The sequence below is a fragment of the Mesorhizobium sp. P160187 genome (assembly GCF_057766425.1).
On sequence record NZ_JBYMDX010000003.1, the window covers coordinates 2781844 to 2805837 of the forward strand.

General features: G+C 63.2%; 21 protein-coding genes and 1 pseudogene. 9 read left to right on the forward strand and 13 right to left on the reverse strand.

Features of this window, described 5'->3' with window-relative positions; translation table 11 throughout:
* Positions 1 to 7: 7 nt before the first annotated feature.
* Positions 8 to 217: a hypothetical protein gene (locus tag AC3CCE_RS16800; protein ID WP_023745309.1), complete on the reverse strand. Its 210-nt coding sequence runs from the start codon at positions 215 to 217 to the stop codon at positions 8 to 10.
* Between the two features lie 145 nt (positions 218 to 362).
* Between AC3CCE_RS16800 and AC3CCE_RS16805 the strand changes: the two genes are divergently transcribed.
* On the forward strand, positions 363 to 2189 hold the full coding sequence (locus AC3CCE_RS16805; protein WP_352623864.1) for an alanine racemase: 1827 nt from the start codon (positions 363 to 365) through the stop codon (positions 2187 to 2189).
* On the opposite strand, the gene AC3CCE_RS16810 is transcribed toward AC3CCE_RS16805, so the two are convergent.
* From AC3CCE_RS16810 to AC3CCE_RS16840, 7 genes are all read right to left on the reverse strand, one after another.
* Positions 2190 to 3566, reverse strand: coding sequence for an FGGY-family carbohydrate kinase (locus AC3CCE_RS16810; protein ID WP_352623862.1), 1377 nt, complete (start codon positions 3564 to 3566; stop codon positions 2190 to 2192).
* Positions 3563 to 3880, reverse strand: coding sequence for an L-rhamnose mutarotase (gene rhaM / locus AC3CCE_RS16815; RefSeq protein ID WP_352623860.1), 318 nt, complete (start codon positions 3878 to 3880; stop codon positions 3563 to 3565). The genes AC3CCE_RS16810 and rhaM overlap by 4 nt, the downstream gene beginning before the upstream one ends.
* On the reverse strand, positions 3880 to 4875 hold the full coding sequence (locus AC3CCE_RS16820) for an ABC transporter permease (RefSeq protein WP_352623858.1): 996 nt from the start codon (positions 4873 to 4875) through the stop codon (positions 3880 to 3882). The genes rhaM and AC3CCE_RS16820 overlap by 1 nt, the downstream gene beginning before the upstream one ends.
* Complete coding sequence (locus AC3CCE_RS16825; protein ID WP_352623856.1) at positions 4872 to 5849, reverse strand: ABC transporter permease; 978 nt, start codon at positions 5847 to 5849, stop codon at positions 4872 to 4874. The genes AC3CCE_RS16820 and AC3CCE_RS16825 overlap by 4 nt, the downstream gene beginning before the upstream one ends.
* A complete protein-coding gene (locus AC3CCE_RS16830; protein WP_352623854.1) occupies positions 5846 to 7387 on the reverse strand; it encodes a sugar ABC transporter ATP-binding protein in 1542 nt (513 codons plus the stop codon). Before AC3CCE_RS16830 ends, AC3CCE_RS16825 begins: the two co-directional genes overlap by 4 nt.
* 84 nt (positions 7388 to 7471) lie before the next feature.
* Positions 7472 to 8467: a rhamnose ABC transporter substrate-binding protein gene (gene rhaS / locus AC3CCE_RS16835; protein WP_023669661.1), complete on the reverse strand. Its 996-nt coding sequence runs from the start codon at positions 8465 to 8467 to the stop codon at positions 7472 to 7474.
* Positions 8468 to 8515: 48 nt separating this feature from the next.
* Complete coding sequence (locus tag AC3CCE_RS16840; RefSeq protein WP_352623852.1) at positions 8516 to 9319, reverse strand: DeoR/GlpR family DNA-binding transcription regulator; 804 nt, start codon at positions 9317 to 9319, stop codon at positions 8516 to 8518.
* Positions 9320 to 9502: 183 nt separating this feature from the next.
* On the opposite strand from AC3CCE_RS16840, the gene AC3CCE_RS16845 reads away from it, so the two are divergent.
* From AC3CCE_RS16845 to ggt, 3 genes are all read left to right on the forward strand, one after another.
* A complete protein-coding gene (locus AC3CCE_RS16845; protein ID WP_352623851.1) occupies positions 9503 to 11605 on the forward strand; it encodes a bifunctional rhamnulose-1-phosphate aldolase/short-chain dehydrogenase in 2103 nt (700 codons plus the stop codon).
* Between the two features lie 107 nt (positions 11606 to 11712).
* Positions 11713 to 13005 (forward strand): L-rhamnose catabolism isomerase, encoded by a 1293-nt coding sequence (rhaI, locus tag AC3CCE_RS16850; RefSeq protein WP_352623849.1) that lies wholly within the window; start codon positions 11713 to 11715, stop codon positions 13003 to 13005.
* 140 nt (positions 13006 to 13145) lie between these two features.
* Positions 13146 to 14885, forward strand: a complete 1740-nt coding sequence (gene ggt / locus AC3CCE_RS16855) for a gamma-glutamyltransferase (RefSeq protein ID WP_352623847.1) — start codon at positions 13146 to 13148, stop codon at positions 14883 to 14885.
* 17 nt (positions 14886 to 14902) lie between these two features.
* Here the strand turns inward: ggt and AC3CCE_RS16860 are convergent, their stop codons facing one another.
* The 3 genes from AC3CCE_RS16860 to AC3CCE_RS16870 all read right to left on the reverse strand — a co-directional run bounded on the left by AC3CCE_RS16860 (position 14903) and on the right by AC3CCE_RS16870 (position 18641).
* Positions 14903 to 15250 carry a hypothetical protein gene (locus AC3CCE_RS16860; RefSeq protein WP_032885862.1) on the reverse strand — a complete coding sequence of 116 codons (348 nt, stop codon included), beginning with the start codon at positions 15248 to 15250 and terminating at the stop codon, positions 14903 to 14905.
* A gap of 185 nt (positions 15251 to 15435) precedes the next feature.
* Entirely contained in the window at positions 15436 to 16785 is a 1350-nt protein-coding gene (locus AC3CCE_RS16865; protein ID WP_352623845.1) for a sigma-54-dependent transcriptional regulator, read from the reverse strand.
* Positions 16782 to 18641 (reverse strand): sensor histidine kinase, encoded by a 1860-nt coding sequence (locus AC3CCE_RS16870; protein ID WP_352623843.1) that lies wholly within the window; start codon positions 18639 to 18641, stop codon positions 16782 to 16784. Before AC3CCE_RS16870 ends, AC3CCE_RS16865 begins: the two co-directional genes overlap by 4 nt.
* A 232-nt stretch (positions 18642 to 18873) precedes the next feature.
* Here AC3CCE_RS16870 and AC3CCE_RS16875 point away from each other — a divergent pair, with 232 nt between their 5' ends.
* Together AC3CCE_RS16875 and AC3CCE_RS16880 are read left to right on the forward strand one after the other, a co-directional pair.
* Positions 18874 to 20208, forward strand: coding sequence for a dicarboxylate/amino acid:cation symporter (locus AC3CCE_RS16875; RefSeq protein WP_023681916.1), 1335 nt, complete (start codon positions 18874 to 18876; stop codon positions 20206 to 20208).
* Positions 20209 to 20343: 135 nt separating this feature from the next.
* Positions 20344 to 20925, forward strand: a complete 582-nt coding sequence (locus tag AC3CCE_RS16880; protein ID WP_352623841.1) for a histidine phosphatase family protein — start codon at positions 20344 to 20346, stop codon at positions 20923 to 20925.
* A gap of 22 nt (positions 20926 to 20947) precedes the next feature.
* Here the strand turns inward: AC3CCE_RS16880 and AC3CCE_RS16885 are convergent, their stop codons facing one another.
* The gene (locus tag AC3CCE_RS16885; protein ID WP_352624114.1) at positions 20948 to 21700 is read right to left on the reverse strand and encodes a pseudouridine synthase; all 753 of its coding nucleotides are present in this window, start codon (positions 21698 to 21700) and stop codon (positions 20948 to 20950) included.
* A 338-nt stretch (positions 21701 to 22038) separates the two neighbouring features.
* Here AC3CCE_RS16885 and AC3CCE_RS16890 point away from each other — a divergent pair, with 338 nt between their 5' ends.
* Complete coding sequence (locus tag AC3CCE_RS16890; RefSeq protein ID WP_023696663.1) at positions 22039 to 22248, forward strand: DUF768 domain-containing protein; 210 nt, start codon at positions 22039 to 22041, stop codon at positions 22246 to 22248.
* Positions 22249 to 22339: 91 nt separating this feature from the next.
* On the opposite strand, the gene AC3CCE_RS16895 is transcribed toward AC3CCE_RS16890, so the two are convergent.
* A complete protein-coding gene (locus AC3CCE_RS16895) occupies positions 22340 to 22798 on the reverse strand; it encodes a hypothetical protein (protein ID WP_352623839.1) in 459 nt (152 codons plus the stop codon).
* 190 nt (positions 22799 to 22988) lie between these two features.
* Between AC3CCE_RS16895 and AC3CCE_RS16900 the strand changes: the two genes are divergently transcribed.
* On the forward strand, positions 22989 to 23252 hold the full coding sequence (locus tag AC3CCE_RS16900) for a DUF982 domain-containing protein (protein ID WP_023681913.1): 264 nt from the start codon (positions 22989 to 22991) through the stop codon (positions 23250 to 23252).
* A 60-nt stretch (positions 23253 to 23312) separates the two neighbouring features.
* Positions 23313 to 23911: pseudogene (locus AC3CCE_RS16905) on the forward strand (SOS response-associated peptidase).
* Positions 23912 to 23994 lie beyond the last annotated feature (83 nt).

The window sequence follows — 23994 nt, forward strand, 5'->3', positions numbered from 1 at the left end:
GGGAGCTCTAGTCGTCGTGTTGGCATCGAGTCCATTCGCCGTGCACCCATTCGGCAAGCCATCCGCGCTCAAGCTGGCCAATCTGTGCCAAGTTTTCCTGCCTGGCGGTCAAATGGCCGAGACCGATAACTTCGAAATCTCCACAGTCCGCGGGATGATCATGTTCGCCGCAGGTCAGTTGCCACTCACCATCGAAATGATGAACGACCAGCGTCACCGGCCTCTCCGATCGAAAGACGTGCCCACATACAATTGCTCTGGTTTCCAACATTGAGGCCGTCACTGCGCAAAGTTTGACAAAATCGTACGACGGTCTGGAAGATGCATCTGGCTGACAGATTCTACAAACCCTGAGTGACGAAATGTCGGGACCGCAAGTCGCTATCGACCTTGGCCGCATCGAGCGCAACGCCCGCACCATCGTCGAGCGCTGCGCGCTGTCCGGCATCAAGGTGTTCGGAGTTACGAAGGGCACATGCGGCATGCCGCAAGTGGCGCGGGCCATGCTGCGCGGCGGTGTTGCCGGCATCGCGGAATCGCGTTTTGAGAACATTCGGCGGCTGCGCGACAGCGGCATCAATGCGCCGGTCATGCTGCTGCGCAGCCCGCCCATGGCGCGCGTCGAGGAGGTCGTGCGCACCGTCGACATCAGCCTGCAGTCGGAACTGACCACCATCCGCGAGATATCGCGCATTGCCGAGCGCATGGGCCGCGTCCACGACATCATGCTGATGATCGATCTCGGCGATCTCCGCGAAGGCATCTGGCCAAGCGACCTGATCCCCACCGTCGAGCAGATCCTGGAATTCAAGGGCGTGCGCATCGCCGGCATCGGCACCAATCTCGGCTGCTTCGGCGCCATAATGCCGACGCCGGAGAACCTTGGCCAACTCGTCGCCCATGCCTACAAGACCGAGCGCCTGTCCGGCAAAAGCCTCGACTTCATTTCCGGCGGCGCCTCGTCGTCGCTGACGCTGCTGCTCGAAAGCAAGCTGCCGCCCGGCATCAACAATCTGCGCGTGGGCGAGGCGATCCTGCAAGGCGGTGTCGAAACCTTTCGCGACGTGCCGTGGCCCGAACTCGAACCCGATGCCTGCCGGCTGACCAGCGACATCATCGAGGTCAAACTCAAGCCTTCGCGGCCGATCGGCACATCCGGCTACGACGCCTTCGGCAACCAGCCGGTCTTCGCCGACGAGGGCGACCGGCTGCGCGCCATCGCCAATATAGGCCGCGAGGACGTGCTGGTCGAAGGGCTGACGCCGATCGCCAAAGGGGTGAGGGTGCTCGGCGCTTCCAGCGACCATCTGCTGCTCGATGTGCAGGATGCCGATCCGCGACCTACCGTCGGCGACCGTGTCGCCTTCCGCATGAATTATGGCGCCATGCTTCTGGCGATGACCTCGGAATATGTCGAGAAGGCGCCGATGCACGACGTCGCGGATTTCTCCGGCCGCAAGATGGTGTCGATCTCGGCCGAACCGGAAGCCGGCGGGATTATCGCCCGCGAGGGAACCGGCGCGCGTCTGGAGGCGATGAATTTCGACGTGGTCGAACTCGCCGACGTCGAGCGGCCGCCCTCGGGCTTGATCCGGCTCGCTGCCGGCGCCGATCGCCGTATCGCCCACAAGGCGCTGACCGCAACGGCGCGCGCGACGCATTCCTTCGGCCTGATCTGGATCGATTCCATCGCCGCCCTGATGCCCGAGGACGAGGAGGCCAAAGACATGCCTGAAGTCTCGGTGCTGGCCCGCGCGCTCGGTCTCGATCACAAGCCCTGCGCACTGCAGCCGCAGCTGTCGCCGGAAAATGTCGTCATCGTCGGCCTGCGCCATGCCGATCCGGCGGAGGCAAGGGTGCTCAAGGATTCGCGTGTCTCGGCCTTCACCATGACCGACATCGACGCCATGGGCATGCGCGACCTCATGCACGAGGCGATCCGCATCGCCACCTCGGGCACGCAAGGCTTCCATCTCAGCTATTCGCCGACGGCGACCGAATTCGCCGGCTGGGCTGCGGGCTCCGGCGGGCTGACGGTGCGCGAGACGCATCAGGCGATGGAGGCGATCGCGCTGTCCGGCGGTCTGCTGTCGATGGACGTTTCCGGACTGACCGCCGGTCTGGAGCCGCGGATCGGCGCCGACGCCATCAACTTCGTCATGTCGGCCTTTGGCAAGCGGATTTTGTGATCAGCCTTGCGCCTCGACTGCCGCGCGCCACGCGGTGACATAGGCCGCCCAGACCGGGTCGGTCTGCGGTTCAGTTCTCTCGCCCTTGCCGTGTGGAACGGACTGATCCGTTGCCAGCAGCGCCGCGCCGATGCTGGTGCCGGTGGCCGCCTCGGAGGCGATGACGATGCGCGCGGTCGCTGCCGCCAGCATGCCGACAAAGAGCCGGTTGCGAGCAAACGGTCCTTCCACGGTGGTCGGGCCGTCGGCGCCGATCAGCTCGAGGCAGGTCGCCGTCATCAGTGCCAGATAGAAGGAAATGGCGGCGAACCGCTCGCCTTTGCTGATGCCCTCGGCACCAAGCCATGCCGCGGCATGGTGCGGGAACGGACCTGATCGCTGCTGGGTAGAAGGCAAAAGCAGCATCTTTTTTGTCAGAACGGCCAGCACCTCGCTGCCGCTGCAGTCCTGCGGCTTGTTCTTGGTCAGCCGGGAAAACTCACGGCCACCCATGAAACGCGCCGAGGGCACGGGGTCGCCCAGCGCGCTGACATTGACCAGCGTGTTGCGCGCAGCATCGAGCGCAATCTCTCTGCCGCCGACCGCCATCGATACCACCCAGGTGCCGGTCGAGACGACCGAGAAGGGCGGCTCGTCGGACAGAAGATGCGGCAATAGGGAGGCGTTGGAATCGTGCAGTCCGCAGAAAACCGGGGTCTGCGGATCGAGCCCGGTGCGCGCGGCAAGCGCCGGCAGGATCGGGCCGAGCTGGCCCCTGGCCGGCCGCACCGATGCCATCAGCCTGCGCCAATCCAGCCTGTCGACCATCGAGGAAAAGTCCGCCTCCCAAGGGCTCCACAGATCGGTGTGGCAGCCGAGCGAGGTCACCTCGTTGGCGGCAACGCCGGTCAGGCGCAGCGCCCAGTATTGCGGATACATCAGCATCGCGGCGGCCTTGGCGAATTCGGTGGGGAAACGCTTCTCAAGCCAGAAGAATTGCGCGCCGAGATTGAGACCGACCGGCAGGCGCGGTGTACCGGTTTCGGCGAAGGGCGGACGAACAGCATCATACTCCGCCGCCAACCTGTCGGGGCCATCGAACTCATAGTCTAGGACAGGCAGCACCAGCTCGCCCGAGGCGTCGACCAGCACGCCGGTCGCACCATGCGTGGTGATCGAAATCGCGTCGATACGCTGTTCGCGGTCGAGGCTGGCAAGGCTGTTGAGGATAAACGTCCACAGCGCCTCGACATCGTGATGCGGATAGGGCGCTTGTCGCAGCGGCGCGTTCGCCATGCGGCGCAACCCCACCTCGCTCAGCGTGACGAGATCGACCAGCGCCACCTTGGCGTTGGTCTTGCCGATGTCGATGACGGCGATGTGGCGCAGCGCACTCATGCCATATGGAACATTGTTTCCAGGGGGATGGCCACCGGTTGGTTGTCCGGCCTGGTCTCCATGATGTCGGCCATGTGCGCCCACCAGCGCTGCATCACCGGACGCTTCGGCAGGTCGGCCATGCCATGGTCGTCCCGCCGCCACAGCACGCCGAACAGGATGTTGGTGTCTTCATCGAGATGGATCGAATAATCGGCGACGCCGGCCTCTCTCAGCAGCGCCACCAGCGACGGCCAGATCTCATCGTGGCGCTTTTTGTACTCGGCTTTCATGCCGGGTTTGAGCTGCATCTTGAAGGCGTATTTCTCAGGCATCAGCTGTTACCACGCAGCTGTCGCCAGACGATCGGCAGCGCGATGACGAAGATCAAGAGCAGGCCGATGAAGATCGACATGACGATGCCGGGCACGTTGAGCAGGCCGAGGCCGAAGGTCACCAGCCCCATGATGAAGGCGGCGAGCACGACGCCTAAAATGCTGCCGGAGCCGCCCAGAATGCTGACGCCGCCGAGCACCACCATGGTAATGACTTCGAGCTCGTAACCCTGCGCGATGGACGGTCGCGTCGAGCCGAGCCGAGAGGTGATCAGCACCGAGGCGATGCCGGCCATCAGCCCTGTCAGGCAAAACAGGATGAATTTGATGCGGCCGACGCGAACGCCGGAAAACTGTGCCGCGACCGGATTGTTGCCGATGGCAAAGACACGGCGGCCGAAGCTGGTGCGATGCAGCAGGAACCAGTAGGCGACGGCCGCGATGAGGAAGAGCACCAGTTCGAACGACACCACCCACCAGACATAGCCCTGGCCGAAGAAAGCAAAACTCTCAGGATAGCCTTTGTAGGCCTGATCGCCCAGGACGATGAAGGCAATGCCGCGAAACAGGCTCATCGTGCCGATGGTAACGACGATGGACGGCAGGCCGAGCCTCGTCACCAGGAGCCCGTTGAAAGCGCCGCAGCCGAGCCCGACGACGATGCCGATCGCCACCAGCACCGGCGTGTCGGCGCCGGCCTGCACCGCCATGCCCATCATAGTCGAGGCGAGCGCGATGATGGCGGCGACCGACAGGTCGATCTCGCCCGAAATGATCAGCAGCGCCATGGCGAAGGCGATCAGGCCTTTCTCGGTGAAATTGAAAGTCAGATCCGACAGGGAGTAGGCGTCGAGGAAATAGGGCGAGGCGAAACTGTTGATGGCGAAGATGGCGACCGCCACGACGACCAGCAGCGCCTCCCAGGAAAAGATCGCCGAGGAGAGCGGCTTGTCGAGCCGGTCGGGAATGTGGCGCGGGGCGGGGGTGTCGGTCATGCCGCTTCCGCTTTCCTCAGGATAATCCGCCCCTGCTGACGTTCGCCACGCGCGTTGAGCACGACGGCCAGGATGATGGCGCTGCCTGAAATCGCCATCTGCCAGAAGGGCGAGATGTTGATGACGGGCAGCGCGTTGGAAATGATGCCGAGGAACAGCGCCCCTAACACCGCGCCCCCGACCGAGCCGATGCCGCCGGCAATCGAAATGCCGCCGATGACGCAGGCGGCGATGATATTGAGTTCATAGCCATTGGCGACCTCGACCGAGGCGATGACATAACGAGAAATCCAGAGATAACCGGCGAGCCCGCCGATCATGCCGGAAATGCAGAAGACGATGAATTTGGTTCGGCCGACATCGATGCCGGCATAGACCGACGCCGTGGGGTTGACGCCGATGGCATAGATCGAACGGCCAAGCGCGGTTCGCGTCATCACCACGAAGAACAGCGCGAGGACCAGTATGGCGATCCAGGACAGAACCGGAATGCCCAGGAAAGCTGCGCGCTGGAAGCCGATGAACTCAGGGCTCATCTTGTCGGCATTGACCCATGCGCCGCCGGACAGGACGAAGGTGGCGCCGCGATAGATGGTCAGCGTGCCCACCGTCACCACGATCGAAGGGATGTTCAGCCGCCACACCAGCATGCCGTTGATGGCGCCGAGCACCAGTCCGACGGCGAGCGCGATGACAATCAGCAGCGGGATCGGGATCGCCGGATGCGCCGCGTTCAGCATCGCCACCACCATGCCGGTGAAGCACAGGTTGGAGGCCATCGACAGGTCGATCGAGCGGGTCAGGATGACGACCATCTGTCCCAGCGCCAGAATCATCAGGATCGAGGTGTCGTTGAACACCTGGGCGAGATTGCCGGGGTCGGCAAAGGCCGGGAAGCGCGTCGAGATCAGAGCAATCAAAACGACGATCGCCGCTGCCAGCCAGATCTCGCGGTATTTAAGGAGAGCCTTCATGCCGCGATCCCCGCTGCCGTCCGGACCAGCGTTTCGGCGTCCAGCCCCTTATTGTCGTAGACCGCCGCAACCAGCCCTTCGCGCATGACGACGACGCGGTCGGACATGCCGAGAATCTCCGGCAGTTCCGACGACACCATGATCACCGACAGGCCCTGCGCGACGAGCTCCGCCATGAAGCCGTGCACGGCGGCCTTGGAGCCGATGTCGATGCCCTTGGTCGGCTCGTCCAGGATGATCACCTTGGGCGCCGTCGCCAGCCATTTGGCGATGACGATCTTCTGTTGGTTGCCGCCCGACAGCGTGCCGACATCCTGGCTGAGCGAGGAGGCCCTGAGGTCAAGCCGCTCGGTGTAGGAGCGGGCGAGCGCGAATTCTTCCGACAATCGCAGCAGGCCGGATTTGGAGGTGCGCTTGAGCGAGGGAAGCGAGACGTTTTGGAAGATCGGCAGGCCGATCACCACGCCCTGCTTGCCGCGTTCCTCCGGCACGTAGACGATGCCGGCTTCGATGGAATCCGCCGCCGATTTCGGCGTGATCACCTTACCTTCCAGCGTTATCGTGCCGCCCGATATGCGGGTGATGCCTGAAATCGCCTGCATCACCTCTGACCGCCCGGCGCCGACAAGGCCGTAGAAACCGAGGATCTCGCCCTTGTGCAGTTCGAAGCCGATGTCGTTGAATTCGGTCGGGTGCGAAAGGCCAGCGACCGACAGCACCGGCGCGCCGATCTCGGCCTTGCGTTGCGGAAAGATGTGATCGACCGAGCGGCCGACCATCATGCGCACGATCTGGCTCTGGCCGGTATCCTTGATAAGGCCCTCGCCAACCATCTCGCCGTCGCGGAACACGGTGTAGCGATCGGCGATCCGATAGATCTCGTCGAACTTGTGGCTGATGAACAGGATCGCCTTGCCTTCCTCCTTGAGGAATTCGATCAGCAGGAAAAGCTCCTCGATCTCCTTCATCGAAAGGGCTGCGGTCGGCTCATCCATGATGACGATCTGCGCATCGATCGACATCGCGCGAGCAACCGCTACCAGATGCTTGTTGGCGATGCCGAGGTCTTTCAGCCGCGCATCGGCGTCGATATGGCCGGCATGCATGGTGTCGAGCACTTCGCGCGCGTGTTTTCGCATGGTGCGCCAGTCGATGGTGCCTAGCCGCGTGCGCGGCGCATGGCCGAGAAAAATGTTTTCGGCGACGCTCAGATCGTCGAACAGCACGGTTTCCTGATGAATGGCAGTGACGCCGTGGCCGAAGGCGGCATGCGCGCTGGGCAGGGTGACGGCCTGGCCGTCAATGCTGATCGTGCCGGCGTCCGGCTGGTAGATGCCGGTCATGATCTTGACCAGCGTCGACTTGCCGGCGCCGTTTTCACCGATCAGCGCCGTAACCTGGCCGGGGTAAAGCGACAGGCTGACATTGTGCAGCGCGCGCACGCCGGGAAAGCTTTTGGAGACGCCGGACAGCGTCAGGCGCGGGGCAGGACCCGTGGGCTCCTCCTTCGCAATGCCGTGCTGGGCTGTCGTGTCCATATCCGTATCAAGCCCTGAAACAAGGTCCGTTTAAAGTCGCGGCGGGATTTTGGTCCCGCCGCGCTTGGTCCGAGACGTCCGAGATCAATAGATCTTGGAGAACTTTTCGATGTTGGACTTGTCGAACTGGAAGGGCGGAGCCATCGCAGCCGAGTTGCTGTCATCGAGCGTGACCTTGCCGACGCGGCCGATCGACAGCGTTGCGCCCGGCTTTGCCTCTTCCTTCTTCACCGCCAGATCATGAGCGAGGTAGACGGCGGAGTAGCCGAGGTCGATCGGATTCCAGAGGGCAACCGCCTGGCTGGAACCGTTGTCGATGAACTTCTTGAACTCCGACGGCAGCGCGAGACCGGTGACATTGACCTTGCCGATCAGGTTCGCGTCGGTGACGACCTGGGCAGCGGCAACGACGCCGACGGTGGTCGGCGCGATGATCGCCTTGAGGTTCGGATAGGATTTCAGCAGGCCCTTGGCTTCGTCGGTGCTCTTGGCCGAATCGTCATCGCCGTAGACGGTGGCGACGAGTTTGATCTTTGGGAATTTTTCCGGCAGGATTTTCTTGGCCGCGTCGATCCAGGCGTTCTGGTTGGTCGCGGTCGACGAAGCCGACAGAATGGCGACTTCGCCGCCTTCCGGCAGATAGTCGGCGGCAAGCTTGATGATGGTCTCGCCGATCAGGCCGGTGTCGGACGGGTTGAGATGCAACTGGCGGCCTTCCTTGGCGACGCCCGAATCCCACGAGATGACGGTGATGCCGCGCTCCATCGCCTTCTTCAGCACCGGCACCAGCGCGTCGGCGTCATTGGCCGAAATCGCAATGGCGTTGACCTTCTGCGCGATCAGCGAATTGACCACTTCGATCTGCGCTTCGGCGGTCGCCTTGGTCGGGCCGGTGTAGATGATGTCGACATCGCCGAGTTCCTTGGCCGCCTCTTCGGCGCCCTTATTGGCGGCGTCGAAGAAGCCGTTGCCGAGCGACTTCACCACCAGCGCGATCTTGACGTTCTCGGCATAGGCGGCATTCACGAACATGGCGGCCGAGAACGCGGCCGTCACCATCAATTTCTTCAGAAAGCTCATCGTATTTCCTCCCTTGAGCGTTGCATTCCATCGTCGCTGCGGCTGGTCTCAGGCCTGCAGTGAAGATTCTTCCTTTACCGATCTGCGGGCGACGATCAGCGTCACACCCGCGGTCTCCAGCATGTTGGCTTCGCGATCCTCGATGCCGTCATCGGTGATGACGGTGGCGATGCGCTTCAGCCCGCACAGGATCAGGCTCGAGCGCTGGCGGAATTTCGATGAGTCGACCAGCACCACCAGTTCGTCGGCCTGGTCGATCAGTTTCTGCTCCGCCTGGATCAGCAGCGGGTCGCCTTCCATCAGGCCAAGCGGCCCGAGCCCTTGAGCGCCCATGAACATGCGGCGCGCGTAGAAATTGCGCGTCACGTCATTGTCGAAGGGCGAGAGGATGATGTTCTGCTCGCGGTAGATGGTGCCGCCCGACAGCATGACGGTGTTCTTCGAATGCTTGAGCAGGTGCTCGGCGATGGGGAACGAATTGGTGAAGATCGGCATGCGGCGTCCGGTCAGGAAATGCACCATCTGGAAGGTGGTGGTGCCGCCATTGATGATGATCGGCTCGCCGTCCTTGCACAGCTCCACCGCTTCGCGCGCAATCGCGCGCTTCTGCGAAGCATTAAGCGTTTCGTTGACGGAAAAGGGCCGGCCGGCGAGGCCGATGAACTGCGGTGGCGAGATCGCCTCGGCGCCGCCACGCACGCGACGCAGGCGCTTTTGCACATGAAGAGCCGCGATATCGCGCCGGATCGTCGCCTCGGAGGAGTCAGTCAGGTCGACCATCTCCTGCACCGTCACCACAGGCTTTTCCTGGACGGCGGACAGAATGATCCTGTGGCGCTCTTTTTCGTGCATGGTTCCTCCCTGCATGGTCATGAGGCACTAGAAAACCACCAGTGTCAATCATTTCCGCTCATATAATTTCATTGTGCAGTGCAATATGATCGATCTTGATCGTTTATGATTGACAACCGAGATGCTTGCGTAGACATTTCCGGCAAAATGGACCGCGCCTTTTGCGTCCCAGGGAGGATAATCATGCTCGACAAGCGCTCCGGCTCGCGCCTTGCCAACCTTTGGGACGATGCTAAAGCCAAGGGGCTGAGCGAGCCTGAGCTTCTGGTCTATCGCTCCAACACGCTCGGCTCCGACAAGCGTGTCACCAATTATGGCGGCGGCAACACCTCGTCCAAGATCCGGCAGAAGGACCCGCTCTCCGGCGCCGAAGTCGAAGTGCTATGGGTCAAGGGCTCGGGCGGCGACAGCGCCTCGATCAAGCTGGACGGTTTCGCCACGCTTTACATGGACAAACTGCAGGCGCTGAAAGGCCTTTATCGCGGCGTCGCGCATGAGGACGAGATGGTGGGCTATCTTCCCCACTGCACCTTCAATCTCAACCCGCGCGCGGCCTCGATCGACACGCCGCTGCACGCCTATGTGCCGAAGCCGTTCGTCGATCACATGCATCCCGATGCCATTATCGCGATTGCCGCGGCCAAGGATTCCAAGGCGTTGACCAAGGAGATATTCGGTGACGCCATCGGCTGGCTGCCGTGGAAGCGGCCGGGCTTCGAACTTGGCCTCTGGCTGGAGAAATTCTGCGTCGAACACCCCGAGGCCAAGGGCGTCATCCTCGAAAGCCACGGCTTGTTCACCTGGGGCGACACACCCAAGGAGTGCTATGAGACGACGATCTCGGTCATCAACCAGGCGATCGAATGGTTCGAGCGCCGCTCCGAGGGTCTCGCCATCTTCGGCGGCGAAGTCGTCAAATCGCTAGACGCCGCTGAGCGCCGCGCCATCGCGGCGAGACTGATGCCGAGGATCCGCGGCCTGATTTCGGAGAAGAGCCACAAGCTCGGCCATTTCGACGATTCCGCCGCTGTGCTCGAATTCGTCAACTCCAGGGATTTGCGCCCGCTGGCGGCACTCGGTACCTCATGCCCGGATCATTTCCTGCGCACAAAAATCCGCCCGCTGGTTATCGAGTTCGACCCAGCGAAGCCCGACGTCGAAGCCGTGATTGCGCGCCTCGCCGACGATATTGCTGAGTACCGTGTCGGCTACCAGGCCTATTACGACAGCTGCAAGCATCCGGACTCGCCCCCGATCCGTGACCCCAACGCCGTGGTCTACCTGATGCCCGGCGTCGGCATGTTCACCTTCGCCGGCGACAAGGCCACCGCCCGCATCTCGGGCGAGTTCTACGTCAACGCCATCAACGTCATGCGCGGCGCCTCGACCGTCTCGTCCTATGTCGGCCTGCCGGCGCAGGAAGCCTTCGACATCGAATACTGGCTGCTCGAGGATCTGAAGCTGCAGCGCATGCCGAAGCCGAAGTCGCTCGCGGGCCAGATCGCGCTGGTCACCGGCGGCGCCGGCGGCATCGGCCGCGCCACCGCCAGCCGACTGCTGCGCGAAGGCGCCTGCGTCGTGCTGGCCGATATCGACGAGGCCGCACTTGCCAGCGCCAATGACGAACTGGCGAAAGCCTATGGCAAGGACTTCGTTCGGCCGGTGCTGATCAACGTCACCGCGGAGGAGCAGGTGATTTCCGGCTTCGCCCAGACAGCCGTCGAGTTCGGCGGCATTGATATTCTCGTCTCCAACGCAGGCCTCGCCTCCTCGGCGCCGATCGAGGAGACGACGCTGGTGCTGTGGAACAAGAACATGGACATATTGTCGACCGGCTATTTCCTGGTCTCGCGCGAAGCCTTCCGGCTGTTTCGCGCCCAGAAGATCGGCGGCAATGTCGTCTTCGTCGCCTCCAAGAACGGCCTTGCCGCGTCACCCAACGCCGCCGCCTATTGCACCGCCAAGGCGGCCGAAATCCATCTCGCCCGCTGCCTGGCGCTGGAAGGCGCGGAAGCCCAGATCCGGGTCAATGTCGTCAATCCGGACGCCGTGCTGCGCGGTTCGAAGATCTGGACCGGCGAGTGGAAGGAACAGCGCGCCGCCGCCTACAAGATGTCGACCGACGATCTGGAAGAACACTACCGCTCGCGCTCGATGCTGAAGCGCTCGGTGTTTCCGGAAGACGTCGCCGAAGCGATCTATTTCTTCGCCTCCGACATGTCGGCCAAGTCCACCGGCAACATCATCAACGTCGACGCCGGCAACGCGCAGAGCTTTACGCGCTGAGTTAAGAGCGGAGCGCTTCTCTTCTCCCCGTCACTATAAGGGAAGAAGGTGGCCCGAAGGGCCGGATGAGGGGCAGCGCTGACTGAACGCATTGGGAGGAATAGCACTTGTCCGAAACCATCATCGCCGCCGATCTCGTCTCCAGCCACAACGCCCAGCGCAAACCCGACCTCGAGCGCGACTACGCCTCTCTCGGCGAACGCCTCGACCGCCGCGGCATCGCCATCGATGCCATCCGCGACAAGGTCGAGAAATTCGCCGTCGCCATTCCGTCCTGGGGCGTCGGCACAGGCGGCACGCGGTTTGCCCGCTTTCCCGGCGCCGGCGAGCCGCGCGACATTTTCGACAAGATCGAGGACTGCGCCGTCATCAGCCAGCTGACGCAGGCGACGCCGACCGTCTCGCTGCATATACCGTGGGACAAGGCCGATCCGAACCGGCTGAAGCAGGCGGCCTCGCGCTTCGGCCTCGGCTTCGACGCCATGAATTCCAACACCTTCTCGGATGCCAGGGACCAAAATCTGTCCTACAAGTTCGGGTCGCTGTCGCATGCCGATGCCGGCACCCGCCGGCAAGCGGTCGAGCACAATCTCGAATGCATCGAGATCGGCAAGACGCTTGGTTCCAAAGCGCTGACGGTGTGGATCGGCGACGGCTCGAATTTCCCCGGCCAGGTCAATTTCGCCAGGGCTTTCGAGCGCTACCTCGACGCGATGAAGGAGATCTATGCCGGTTTGCCGGCTGACTGGAAGCTGTTCACCGAGCACAAGATGTACGAGCCGGCTTTTTACTCCACGGTCGTGCAGGACTGGGGAACCAATTACATGATCGCCAAGGAGCTGGGCGACAAGGCGTTCTGCCTGGTCGACCTCGGCCACCATGCGCCCAATGTCAACATCGAGATGATCGTATCGCGGCTGATCCAATTCAAAAAGCTCGGCGGCTTCCACTTCAACGATTCCAAATATGGCGACGACGACCTCGATGCCGGCTCGATCGATCCCTACCGGCTGTTCCTGGTCTTCAACGAACTGGTCGATGCCGAACTGTCGGGCGCGGAAGGGTTCGACCCCGCCCACATGCTCGACCAGAGCCACAACGTCACCGACCCGATCGAAAGCCTGATGCTGTCGGCAGTCGAGGTGCAGCGCGCCTATGCGCAGGCGCTGCTGGTCGACCGCAAGGCGCTCGAGGGTTTCCAAGACGGCAATGATGCGCTGATGGCGACGCAGACGCTGAAAGCTGCCTACCGCACCGATGTCGAGCCGATCCTGGCCATGGCGCGGCTGAACACAGGCGGCGCCATCGATCCAGTCGCCGCATATCGCGCGGCGGGCTACCGGGCGAAGGTCGCGGCGGAACGGCCGGCGGTTGTGGCCGGTTCAGGCGGGATTGTTTGAGATTGGCTAATCTCCACCACAGGGGGGAGATCAGCTTGCCTCCGCCAGCAGGCGAACACCAATATATGTTCGCTCATATTGATGATGGACTCGGCCGCTCCATGTAGGTCTTCTAGCCACACTGCACTTGGAGCACCGCCATGCCCTTGACCCGCCGGACGCTGATTGGCGTCACCCTTTCGCTCGCAATTGCGCTCGCGCCATCCGGCGCGCTCCATGCCGCCTCGCCTCAACCGGCGAAGGGCGAGCACGGCATGGTCGTCACCGCCCAGCATCTGGCGTCGGAAGTCGGCGTCGAGGTGCTGAAGAAGGGCGGCAATGCCGTCGATGCGGCGGTCGCCGTCGGCTATGCGCTCGCCGTCGTCTACCCTAATGCCGGCAATATCGGCGGTGGCGGGTTCATGACCATCCGCTTCAAGGACGGCAAATCGACCTTCCTCGATTTCCGCGAGCGCGCTCCGCTGGCGGCAACCAAGACCATGTATCTCGACAAGGACGGCAATCCGGTGAAGGGCGCCAGCCTTGATGGCTACCTTGCGGTCGGCGTACCGGGTTCCGTGGCAGGGTTCGAGATGGCTCGTGAAAAATATGGCACGCTGCCACGCCAGGATTTGATGGCGCCGGCAATTGCCTATGCCAAGGATGGCTTCATCCTCGACCAGGGCGACGCTGCTTCATTCGCAAGCAATGCCGCACGGCTGGCGAAGGACCCTGCCGCCGCCGCCATCTTCCTGAAGCCGGACGGCAAACCCTATGGCGCCGGCGAGCGTCTCCTCCAGCCCGATCTTGCAGCCTCGCTCGCCGCCATCTCCGAAAAAGGCGCCGACGCCTTCTACAAAGGCGCCATCGCCGACGCCATCGTCAAGGCGAGCGGCGCCAGGGGCGGCATTCTGGCCAAGGCAGACTTCGAGCAATATAAGGTACGCGAGCTGCAACCGGTGAGCTGCACCTATCGCGGCTATGAGATCACGTCCTCGCCGCCGCCAAGCTCCGGCGGCGTTATCATCTGCGAAATCCTCAACGTGCTGGAGGGCTACCCGCTGTCCTATCTCGGCGCCGGCTCGGCCGAGACGGTGCATGTCATGGTCGAGGCGATGCGTTACGCCTATGTGGACCGCAACTCGGCGCTCGGCGATCCCGATTTCGTCGACAATCCGGTCTCGAAACTGCTCGACAAGGGTTACGCCAAGGAGATCCGCGACAAGATCGACCCGTTCCGCGCCGGCGTCTCGCAGGATTTGATGCCGAAGGGCTTCGGCGAGTCGAAGGAAACGACGCACTATTCGATCATCGACGATGACGGCAATGCGGTCGCGGTCACTTATACGCTGAACGGCTCGTTCGGCGCCGGCGTGGTCGCGGACGGAAGCGGCATCCTGCTCAACAACGAGATGGATGATTTCACCCAGAAGCCTGGCGTGCCCAACCTCTACGGTCTCGTGCAGGGAGAGGCCAATGCCATCCAGCCGAAGAAGACGCCGCTGTCATCGATGAGCCCGACCATCGTCGCCAAGGACGGCAAGCCGTTCATGGTTATCGGCAGCCCCGGCGGCTCGCGCATCATCACCATCACGCTGGAAGCCATCGTCAACGTCATCGACCACGGCATGAACATCCAGGAGGCGATCGACGCATCGCGCATCCACCATCAATGGCTGCCCGACACGATCTATGTCGAACCGTTCGGCCTGTCGCCCGACGCTGAAAAACTGCTGGCCGGCATGGGCTACCACCTCGATCTCGCGGATTCTACCTGGGGTCAGGCTGCCGGCATTCTTGTCGGCGGCAAGAGCCTGGCGGAAATCGAGAAGGGCGGCGGCGCCCGTTACAACGGCGCCATCGACAGCCGCGCCGCATCCGGCGAGGCGATTGGCTACTGATCAAAACAAGAGATTGATCAGAGGACGAGCGTAAGCGTCGACCCGACGAGCATCAGCGCCGCGATCACGACGAACGCCGCGTAGATGCGGGGACGGTCGAGGAGCAGCGCATTGCCCGATATCCAGGCCGCGGTTGCGCCGCCAAGCGCAAACAGGAAGCCGTTGCGGTGACCAAAGGTCATGGAAGCGGCCATCAGCCCACCAATGATCAGCGCGCCGAAGACGATGATCACGGCAACGGCGTATTTCTCGAAGTCGTTGCCGCCGCCCATGGCCGGGCCGATCGCGTTCAAATTCGTCAGATCGTCCGGATCGAACGGGTTGGTCGATCCATATTCATCTTGACCGACAGGTTCTCGCATCATTCATTCTCCGCTGACCGGCAACAAATCATCAACATCTGCCGAGCGCAACCGGATCGCGCCGTGCCGAAGGCCGCCGATGCGGTCTTCAACACTTTCTGATGCCGACTTGCCACGGTTTTTTTGCGCCGGTTCACAATATCTACCCTGCTTTCGGTTCCACAGGCCTGAATTACCTGGAAAATGAATTACCTGGAAAAATCGCTGCGCACGATGCCGTGCCGCTGCAGCTTGTCGTAGAAGGTCTTGCGCGGAATGCCGAGCGCTTCGATCGTGCGCCGGACATCGCCGTCATTGCGGCCAAGTGCCTCGCGGATGACATCGGCCTCATAGCGTTCCAGCCGTTCCGGCAATGAACTGGCGTCATCCGGCACCGCCGATGCGGCAGGTGGCGCTTGCGCCGCTTCCTCCAGTCCCAGCACGAAACGCTCCGCGAAATGCGCGAGTTCACGCACATTGCCCGGCCAGTCGTGCTGGCTCAGATGGCGGTGCACTGAGGCAGGCACGGCTGGCATTTGCCGGCGGAAGCGGGCGGCTGCACGCTCGGCGAAGTAGAAGAACAGCAGGGCGACGTCGTCGCGGCGTTCGCGCAGCGGCGGGATCGAGATCGTCACCACATTGAGCCGGTAGTAGAGATCCTCGCGGAAGGCGCCGCGCCGGCTGGCATCGCCGAGATCGACCTTGGCGGCGGCGACGACGCGCAGGTCGACCGGGCGGATTTCATTGGTGCCGAGCGGCGTCACCTCGCGCATTTCCAGCACCCGCAGCATCTGCACCTGGGTCGAGGCCGGCATGCTTTCGATCTCGTCGAGAAACAGCGTGCCGCCGCTCGAATGCTCGATGCGGCCGATGCGCTTCTTCTGTGCGCCGGTGAAGGCGCCGGCCTCATGGCCGAACAGTTCGCTTTCGATCACCGTGTCCGGCAGCGTGCCGCAATTCAGCGCCACGAAATTGCCCCTAGCGCGGCGGCTCCAGCGATGCAGCAGGCTCGCCACCACCTCCTTGCCGGAGCCGGTCTCGCCGGTCACCAGAACGTCGACATCGGTATCGGCGATTTGCCGCAGCGTCCGGCGCAATCGCTCCATCGCCGGCGTCTGCCCGATCAGCGGCAGGCCGTCCTGCGCCTGTTCGGCGCTTTTGCGCAAGGCGCGGTTCTCCATCACCAGCCGGCGCTTTTCCGCCGCCCGTGCCACACTTTGCGCCAGCCGGTCGGCGGCGAAGGGCTTGGTGATGAAGTCGTAGGCGCCATCCTTGATCGCCTTGACCGCAACCGCGATGTCGCCATGCCCGGTGACCAGGATGACCGGAATGTCGGCATCGAGCTGCAAGACGCGGTCGAAGAGCTGAAGGCCGTCAATGCCGGGCATGCGGATGTCGGACACCACCACGCCGGGAAAATTGGCGTCGAGCCCGGCCAGCGCCTCGTTCGCCACCGCAAAGGCCGAGACGGAAAAACCAGCGAGTTCCAGCGTCTGCCGCGTGGCCATCAGCAATTCGCTGTCGTCGTCGATCAATACGACCGGTGCGGTGTCCATCATGCTGCCCTGGCGAGGTGAACGGTGAAGCGCGTGCCGTCTCTGCCGCTCGCCACCTCGATGCGTCCGCCATAGTCGGCGACGATGTCCTGCGAGATGACGAGGCCGAGCCCGAGGCCTTTTTCCTTCGAGGTGTTGAACGGCGTGAACAATGACTTGAGGATGGCAGGCGAAATGCCCGGCCCATTGTCGGCGACGGCAAGCGCCACGCCGTCGGCCGTCTCCTGGGCCGAAACCTCCACCCTGGCGCCGTCGCGGCCGTCCAGCGCTTCCAGCGCATTCTGGAACAGGTTGATCAGCACCTGTTCGAGCCGCAGCCGGTTGCCCATCACCTTGAGCGTTACCGGCGGCAGCGTGATATCGAGCGCGTCCAGCCGGCCGGCAAAGCGGCTTCTGAGCAGCACCACGGCGCCCTCGACGACGCCGCGCAGTTCGACCGGTTCGGCTGCCGTGCGCCCCTTGCGGGCAAAGACCTTCAACTCTTCGGTGATGCCGCCGATGCGCTCGGTCAGCGCGGCAATCGCGCCAAGGTTCTTCTCGGCCGAGGCGGTCTGCTTGCGCTCCAGGAACACACGCGCATTGTCGGCATAGGCGCGGATCGTTGCCACCGGCTGGTTGATCTCATGCGCGACGCCGGCGGCAACCTGGCCGAGGGTCGCAAGACGGTTCGCCTGCACCAGTTCCTGCTGCATGACCTGCAGCTTGGCTTCGGTGCTGCGATGATCGGTGATCTCGGCCTGCAGCCGGTCGCGCGCCAGGCTGAGGTCATGCGTACGCTCGACGACGCGGCGCTCGAGTTCGATGCGCGCCGCCTGTTCGGCGGCGATGCGCATCTGCGCCGACTGACGGCGCCACAGGAGATAGCCGGCCAGCGCCAGCAACGGCACCATGACGCCCAGCGCCAGCAGCCGCATCTCACGCACCGCAGCCGCGATCGGCGCTTCGACCGGCACGAGATAATCGAGCCGCCATGGCGTCGATTGGACCAGTGTCGAAAGCCTGAGATATTCGGCATCGCTGCCGCCCGGTGTTATCGCATGCACCATCGACACGTCAGGGCTCAATGCCTCGGGGCGTGTGATCGGCAAGGGGATCAGCGGCGCGTTGCCGAATTGCTGGCTGCTCCGGATGGCGGCAGCCACCGGGCCGGCCAGCGGCGCGGTGGTCATGAAGCGCCAGGACGGCACGCTGGTGATCAGCACGACGCCGTGGTCGTCGCTGACATAGGCCGGCCGGTTGGCCTCATGCCAGTCGGCTTCAAGCTGGTCGAATTCCATCTTGACGACGACGACGCCGAGCGGCGCCGCCGCATTGCCGACGCGCCGCGAAATGTAGAGGCCGGGGCGCTTGCTGGTGTTGCCCAGCGCAAAATATTCGGCCGTTCCGGATTGCATGGCGCCGGAGAAATAGGCGCGGAAACCGTAGTCGTTGCCGACGAAGCTGGTTGTTTCGCGCCAGTTGCTGGAGGCGATCGCAAACCCGTCGACGCCGGTGACGTAAAGCACCGAAGCCTTGGTGCCGGAGACCAGCCCTTCGAGCTTGCGGTTGAGCACGTCGATCGTGACAGCGCCCTTGTTCTGCAGGGCGTCGTGCACCTGCTGGTCCTCGGACAAGAGCAGCGGCAACGCCCGCGGGCTTTCCAGCACGGCGCGCAGCAGCGCAACCTTCAGATTGGCATCGGTGCGGCCTTGCGCCGCCAGTGCCGCGACCTCGGCGCGGCGCGCATAAAGGCCGGCGCCGGTGAGCGCCGTTACCACGATCACCAGCGCGATCGCCGCAAACAGCAGCCAGGCGCGACGCGCGCTTTTGCCGAGTTGCTCGGGCGTCGGCGACAGGACCGCGGCAGGGCGTTGCAACATTCCCTATTTGTGCATAATTTCGCACAAAGCACAATTCAATCATGCGGATGTCCGCACTTGAGGTTGAGCGGCATCAGCCTCGATCGGTCGAATACCCAACAAAATCAATGGCTGCGGTAATGCCGCACAGTCTGGCACGGCAGTTGCAATCACCGATACAGCAGTCGCAAGGCTGCGGAAAACAACTGCCCCGGGAGGTCGAGCTTTCGATCGGGGCGCCATGGAGGACGTCATGCAGCCAGCATTCGCTGCCGCCGAACCGCGCGGCAAGCTACCCTTTTACCGTCATCTCTATGTGCAGGTCCTGACGGCGATCGCCGCCGGCGTGCTGCTCGGTCATTTCTATCCCGAACTCGGTGCTTCGCTGAAGCCGCTCGGCGATGCCTTCATCAAGCTGGTCAAGATGGTGATCGCGCCGGTCATCTTCCTGACGGTGACCACCGGCATTGCCGGCGTCTCCGACCTGAAAAAGGTTGGCCGTGTCGCCGGCAAGGCGATGATCTATTTCCTGGTCTTTTCGACCCTGGCGCTGGTCGTCGGCATGGTCGTCTCCAACGTCGTCCAACCGGGCGCCGGCATGCACATCAATGCGGCGACGCTCGACCCCTCGAAGGTCGCCACCTTCACCGAGAAGGCGCATGACACGACCATCGTCGGCTTCCTGCTCAACATCATCCCCGACACCATCACCGGCGCCTTCGCGCAAGGCGACATTCTGCAAGTGCTGTTCTTCTCGGTACTGTTCGGCATCTCTCTCGCTCTGGTCGGCGAGCGCGGCCGCCCGGTCGTCGATTTCCTGCAGGCGCTGACCTCGCCTATCTTCCGCCTGGTCGCCATCCTGATGAAGGCCGCCCCCATCGGCGCCTTCGGCGCCATGGCCTTCACCGTCGGCAAATACGGCATCGGCGCGATTGCCAACCTCGCCTTTCTGATCGGCACCTTCTACCTGACGTCGCTGCTCTTCGTGCTGGTCGTGCTCGGCGCTGTCGCTTGGTACAACGGCTTCTCGATCCTCGCCTTGATCCGCTACATCAAGGAAGAGCTGCTGCTGGTGCTCGGCACCTCGTCCTCGGAAGCCGCTCTTCCCGGCCTGATGGCCAAGATGGAGCGCGCCGGCTGCAACCGCTCGGTGGTCGGCCTGGTCATCCCGACCGGCTATTCCTTCAACCTCGACGGCACCAACATCTACATGACGCTGGCGGCGCTGTTCATCGCCCAGGCGACCGATACGCCGCTCACCTATGGCGACCAGATTCTGCTGCTGCTGGTTGCCATGCTGAGCTCCAAGGGTGCCGCCGGCATCACCGGCGCCGGCTTTATCACGCTGGCCGCCACGCTCTCTGTCGTGCCTACGGTACCCGTTGCCGGCATGGCGCTGATCCTAGGGGTCGACCGCTTCATGTCGGAATGCCGGGCGCTGACCAACTTCGTCGGCAATGCAGTGGCGACGATTGTTGTGGCGCGCTGGGAAGGCGAACTCGACCAGACCAAGTTCGCCGCCGCCATGGCCGGCACATTGTCCGAGGAAGCCGACCTGGCGCTGTCGGGCGATCTGCAGCCCGCCTGACCGCTCCGGGCACTGACGTTTGAGCACAAGGCCGCAGCCGATTCGGTTGCGGCCTTTCCTTTTCCGCCTGCACGTGGCTGGCGCTGGCCGGGCCCTCCCGGGTAGGGTGCGGACGTAAAACCGAAAGGCCGGCGCATGAGCAATCCGTACCCCGAAATCTACCTCGTCCGTCACGGCGAGACGGAGTGGAGCGCTTCGGGAAAACACACCGGCCGCACCGACATACCGTTGACGGCAAAGGGCGAGGCGGCAGCTCGCGGCGTGGCGGACCGGCTCAAGGATCTGTCCTTCCAGGCGGTGTGGTCGAGCCCGTCGCAGCGAGCCTTCAGCACCTGCACGCTTGCCGGCTTCGGCGCTGCTGCCGTCAAGAAGGACGACCTGCAGGAATGGGACTATGGCGCCTATGAGGGCGTTAAGACCAAGGAGATTCTTGTGCAGCGCCCCGGCTGGCAATTGTTCCGTGACGGCTGTCCCGACGGCGAGTCGGTAGCGGATGTTGGTGGCAGGGCCGACAGGATCATCGCCGGGCTGCGGGCAATCGAGGGCAATGTGCTGGTGTTTTCAAGCTCGCATTTCCTGCGCGTGCTGGCCGCGCGCTGGCTCGGTCTGCCACCCGAAGGCGGTGCGCACTTCGTGCTTGATACCGCGAGCCTCAACATCCTCGGCTATGAGCACGATCTGAGCGAGCCGGTGATACGCAGGTGGAACCAGAAGTAGTGTTTCTCAGCAAGCCTGCCTCTTAACGCGCGAGCACCGCCAATTCCTCCGATGTCAGATGCCGCGCCTTGCCCTTGGCGAGCTCGCCGAGCTGCAAACCGCCGATCGCCACCCGAACCAGCCTCAGCACCTCGATGTCGAATGCCCCGAGCAGGCGGCGGATCTGGCGGTTGCGGCCCTCGTCGAGCATGATTTCCAGCCAGGCAGTGCGGCCGCCGCTGCGCAGCAGTTCGATCGAACTTGCGGTCAGCAGTTCGCCGTCGACGATCGCTCCGTCGCGAAAGCGCGCCAGCATCGCTTCGTCGGGCGCGGTGCCGATCTGGACATGATAGGTCTTGGCGACATGCGAGGCCGGATCGAGCAGGCCGTTGGCCCAGCGCGTGTCGTTGGTCATCAGCAACAGGCCTTCGCTGGCCTTGTCGAGGCGGCCGACCGGCGACACGAAAGGCAACTCCAGTTCCACCAGGCAGTCATAGACGGTGCCACGATCCTGCGGGTCATCGCGCGTGGTGACCTGTCCGCGCGGCTTATTGATCATCAGGTAGACTTTTGCCTCGCCGACGATCTGCTCGCCGTCGACAGCGATGCGGTCGCGGCCGAGATCGACACGCAGCGACGGATCGCGCACCACCTTGCCGCCAACCTGCACGCGCCCTTCGGCGATCAGCAGCTCGGCCTGCTTGCGCGAACACAGGCCGAGTTTGGAAAGCGCCCGGTTCAGGCTGACGCCTGCGCTCGGGGCCTGGTGTTGGGCGATGTCTGGTGGCCGTGCCATGTCCTGCTTGCCATCCCAATGATCGGCATCGACAAATGCCACGCCCCGCATTGGCTTCGCAACCTGCCGCGGCATCAACATCACGGGTTCGCGGGAGCGGGGCTGTTCTCAAATACGATGTGCCAGGGGGGCGGGCTCAACAGCCCGCCAGGGAACGCTGCCCCGCGACGGACGTTGTTGCCGACGAGCGATTTGTCGCGAAAGGCACCGCCATGAAGAGAATCTACGAAAAACCGACGCTCGTGAAGCGAGGCAGGCTCACCAGCCTGACGGCTCAGATCGTCGCTTCTGGGGTCATTCTGGGTGAATGATCCCCAGATAAAGGAAGGGATAAATCGATGAGCGAGCGCGGCGTTGATTTCCTGCAGGGCTGGATCCACGAGCACCTGCCGGGCGAACTGCCTGCCAACAAGGCAACGGCTCGAACCCTGACCACGCGAGCTGCCCTGGATGCTCGGCATTTAGGCCTTGAGGTCAGCGAGATCGAAGAGGAGTTCGGTTCGTTGGAACGGGTGATTTTCGAGGCACTCGATCAGCCCGATATCTGAGCCCCCGATATGAGCCCATCGCAGGCGAATATCGGCCCATCGCCATCCTGGCGGTGGGCTTTTCGGTGATGGCATCCGAGGGTGCCCAGCGCTAGGCAGCCCGCGCAGCTGACGCTCCCCGTGCCGGCGGCAATTCGAACACAGTGGCGCCGTTCTCCCGGCCGCGTTCGACATAACCGATGACACGGAACCATTTGCCGACGTCGGCCCGCTGCAGCCAGCTGCGCGAGTGGATGGGCAGGTTGCCGGCCAGCGCCTGAATGTGGCGGATGTGGCGCCTGCAGAAGCGGACCGTCGCGGCGCTGAAGAAACCCTCCTGCGCGGCAAACAGCGTGTCGGCGGCGTCGCTGTTTTCGTGCCAGGCGACGATCGCCACCGTCTTGTCGCCGTCGACCAGCGCGTGCGCCCGGCCTTCCTTCAAATTCATCATCAGATTGTCGTAGGCGACCTTGCTGTCCTTGCCGGCGGCCACATACTCGTCCGACATCCGCGTGGACAGATCGCGGAAGACACTTTCGAGATCGCAGATCGTAGCTGCGCGTGCTCGCATTTCTCCTCCTGCAGCCCCGGCAGGCAGTCTGCCCTAGGCAGACGGGATCACCAAGCAAATCAAATCCGCCATTTGGCCGATGCGCGCAAAGTGATTTCAGAAGGCGGGTTTATTGCGTTGGCAAATCGCTCCCGTGGAACCGAACTTGCCTCCCCCGAATTGACTCGCGATCGCGTTCGGGAGGGGAAGCATGCAAGATCAGCATTTCGATGAGCCGGTTCGCGTGGCGCTTGGCAGGTCCAGAAACACGATCTACAAGGTGGAGCGTGTCGCGCAGGCCGCTGACATCCTCATGAACCGATGGCCCGTGAAGACAGGCGGCTATCACGTCGCCGCCCGTAAAGCCTGCCTTGGCGTTCTGGAAGGCCTTCAAGAGGCGCGCTATGCCCGCGCCGCCTTCGTCAACGCGGCGATCGAGGCCGATATACTGCTCGAGCGCGACCGCGAGGGTTGAGCGGTCCATCGCCTCTTTGTTTGGCGTGAGGTAAACTGGCAGACCGGTCGGGAGCCTTCCATGTGCAACGACTATGAGCAGCATATTCTCTGGGCTGAATATTGCCGGATGCTGGAGTCGCTGGCACTCGAGATCCCGACCCATCAGACCGAACTTGACCTGCCGCGGGTTGATGACATCCATATCAACGATCCAGCCCCGATCATGCGCGCCGCCGGCGACACTGGCGTTGTTGAACTGACGTCGATGACGTTTGGATTTCCGCCGGCCGGCCCGAAAGGCGGACCAGTGTTCAACTTCCGCTCCGAAGGCCGGCAATTCGCCGGCAGCAAACGCTGCCTCGTGCCGGCATCCGCCTTCTTCGAGTTCACGGGCACGAAGTATCCGAAGGCAAAGCATCGCTTCACGCTCAACGGCTCGCCGTTCATGGCCATCGCAGGGCTTTGGCGTGAAGCTGCCGGCAACAAGCCGCCAACCTTCACCATGCTGACAACCGAGCCTGGACCGGATATTGCGCCCTATCAAATCGGCAGGTCGTGCTGCTTCGGCCCGGCGATTGGGCGGCTTGGCTCAGTCTGACGAAGCCGGAAGCCAAACTGCTGCAGCCGCTTCCAGCCGGCTCGCTGCGCGTGGAGACCGTGCGCCCCGAAAGTTCATAATTCAGCTGCGCAGGCTTGCCGGCGCAGTCGGCGGGCCGAGATCAAGCATTTGATGTCTTCAGAGAAAACTGGTGCCAGAGGCG

Bases quoted from the DNA above. Each gene is read 5' to 3' on its own strand.
- AC3CCE_RS16895 (WP_352623839.1), bottom strand. From the start codon at position 22,798: ATGCGAGCACGCGCAGCTACGATCTGCGATCTCGAAAGTGTCTTCCGC.
- AC3CCE_RS16885 (WP_352624114.1), bottom strand. From the start codon at position 21,700: ATGGCACGGCCACCAGACATCGCCCAACACCAGGCCCCGAGCGCAGGC.
- AC3CCE_RS16875 (WP_023681916.1), top strand. From the start codon at position 18,874: ATGCAGCCAGCATTCGCTGCCGCCGAACCGCGCGGCAAGCTACCCTTT.
- AC3CCE_RS16870 (WP_352623843.1), bottom strand. From the start codon at position 18,641: ATGTTGCAACGCCCTGCCGCGGTCCTGTCGCCGACGCCCGAGCAACTC.
- AC3CCE_RS16830 (WP_352623854.1), bottom strand. From the start codon at position 7,387: ATGGACACGACAGCCCAGCACGGCATTGCGAAGGAGGAGCCCACGGGT.
- AC3CCE_RS16845 (WP_352623851.1), top strand. From the start codon at position 9,503: ATGCTCGACAAGCGCTCCGGCTCGCGCCTTGCCAACCTTTGGGACGAT.
- ggt (WP_352623847.1), top strand. From the start codon at position 13,146: ATGCCCTTGACCCGCCGGACGCTGATTGGCGTCACCCTTTCGCTCGCA.
- AC3CCE_RS16825 (WP_352623856.1), bottom strand. From the start codon at position 5,849: ATGAAGGCTCTCCTTAAATACCGCGAGATCTGGCTGGCAGCGGCGATC.
- AC3CCE_RS16890 (WP_023696663.1), top strand. From the start codon at position 22,039: ATGAGCGAGCGCGGCGTTGATTTCCTGCAGGGCTGGATCCACGAGCAC.
- AC3CCE_RS16810 (WP_352623862.1), bottom strand. From the start codon at position 3,566: ATGAGTGCGCTGCGCCACATCGCCGTCATCGACATCGGCAAGACCAAC.
- AC3CCE_RS16865 (WP_352623845.1), bottom strand. From the start codon at position 16,785: ATGATGGACACCGCACCGGTCGTATTGATCGACGACGACAGCGAATTG.
- AC3CCE_RS16900 (WP_023681913.1), top strand. From the start codon at position 22,989: ATGCAAGATCAGCATTTCGATGAGCCGGTTCGCGTGGCGCTTGGCAGG.
- AC3CCE_RS16880 (WP_352623841.1), top strand. From the start codon at position 20,344: ATGAGCAATCCGTACCCCGAAATCTACCTCGTCCGTCACGGCGAGACG.
- AC3CCE_RS16860 (WP_032885862.1), bottom strand. From the start codon at position 15,250: ATGATGCGAGAACCTGTCGGTCAAGATGAATATGGATCGACCAACCCG.
- rhaS (WP_023669661.1), bottom strand. From the start codon at position 8,467: ATGAGCTTTCTGAAGAAATTGATGGTGACGGCCGCGTTCTCGGCCGCC.
- AC3CCE_RS16840 (WP_352623852.1), bottom strand. From the start codon at position 9,319: ATGCACGAAAAAGAGCGCCACAGGATCATTCTGTCCGCCGTCCAGGAA.
- AC3CCE_RS16805 (WP_352623864.1), top strand. From the start codon at position 363: ATGTCGGGACCGCAAGTCGCTATCGACCTTGGCCGCATCGAGCGCAAC.
- rhaM (WP_352623860.1), bottom strand. From the start codon at position 3,880: ATGCCTGAGAAATACGCCTTCAAGATGCAGCTCAAACCCGGCATGAAA.
- AC3CCE_RS16820 (WP_352623858.1), bottom strand. From the start codon at position 4,875: ATGACCGACACCCCCGCCCCGCGCCACATTCCCGACCGGCTCGACAAG.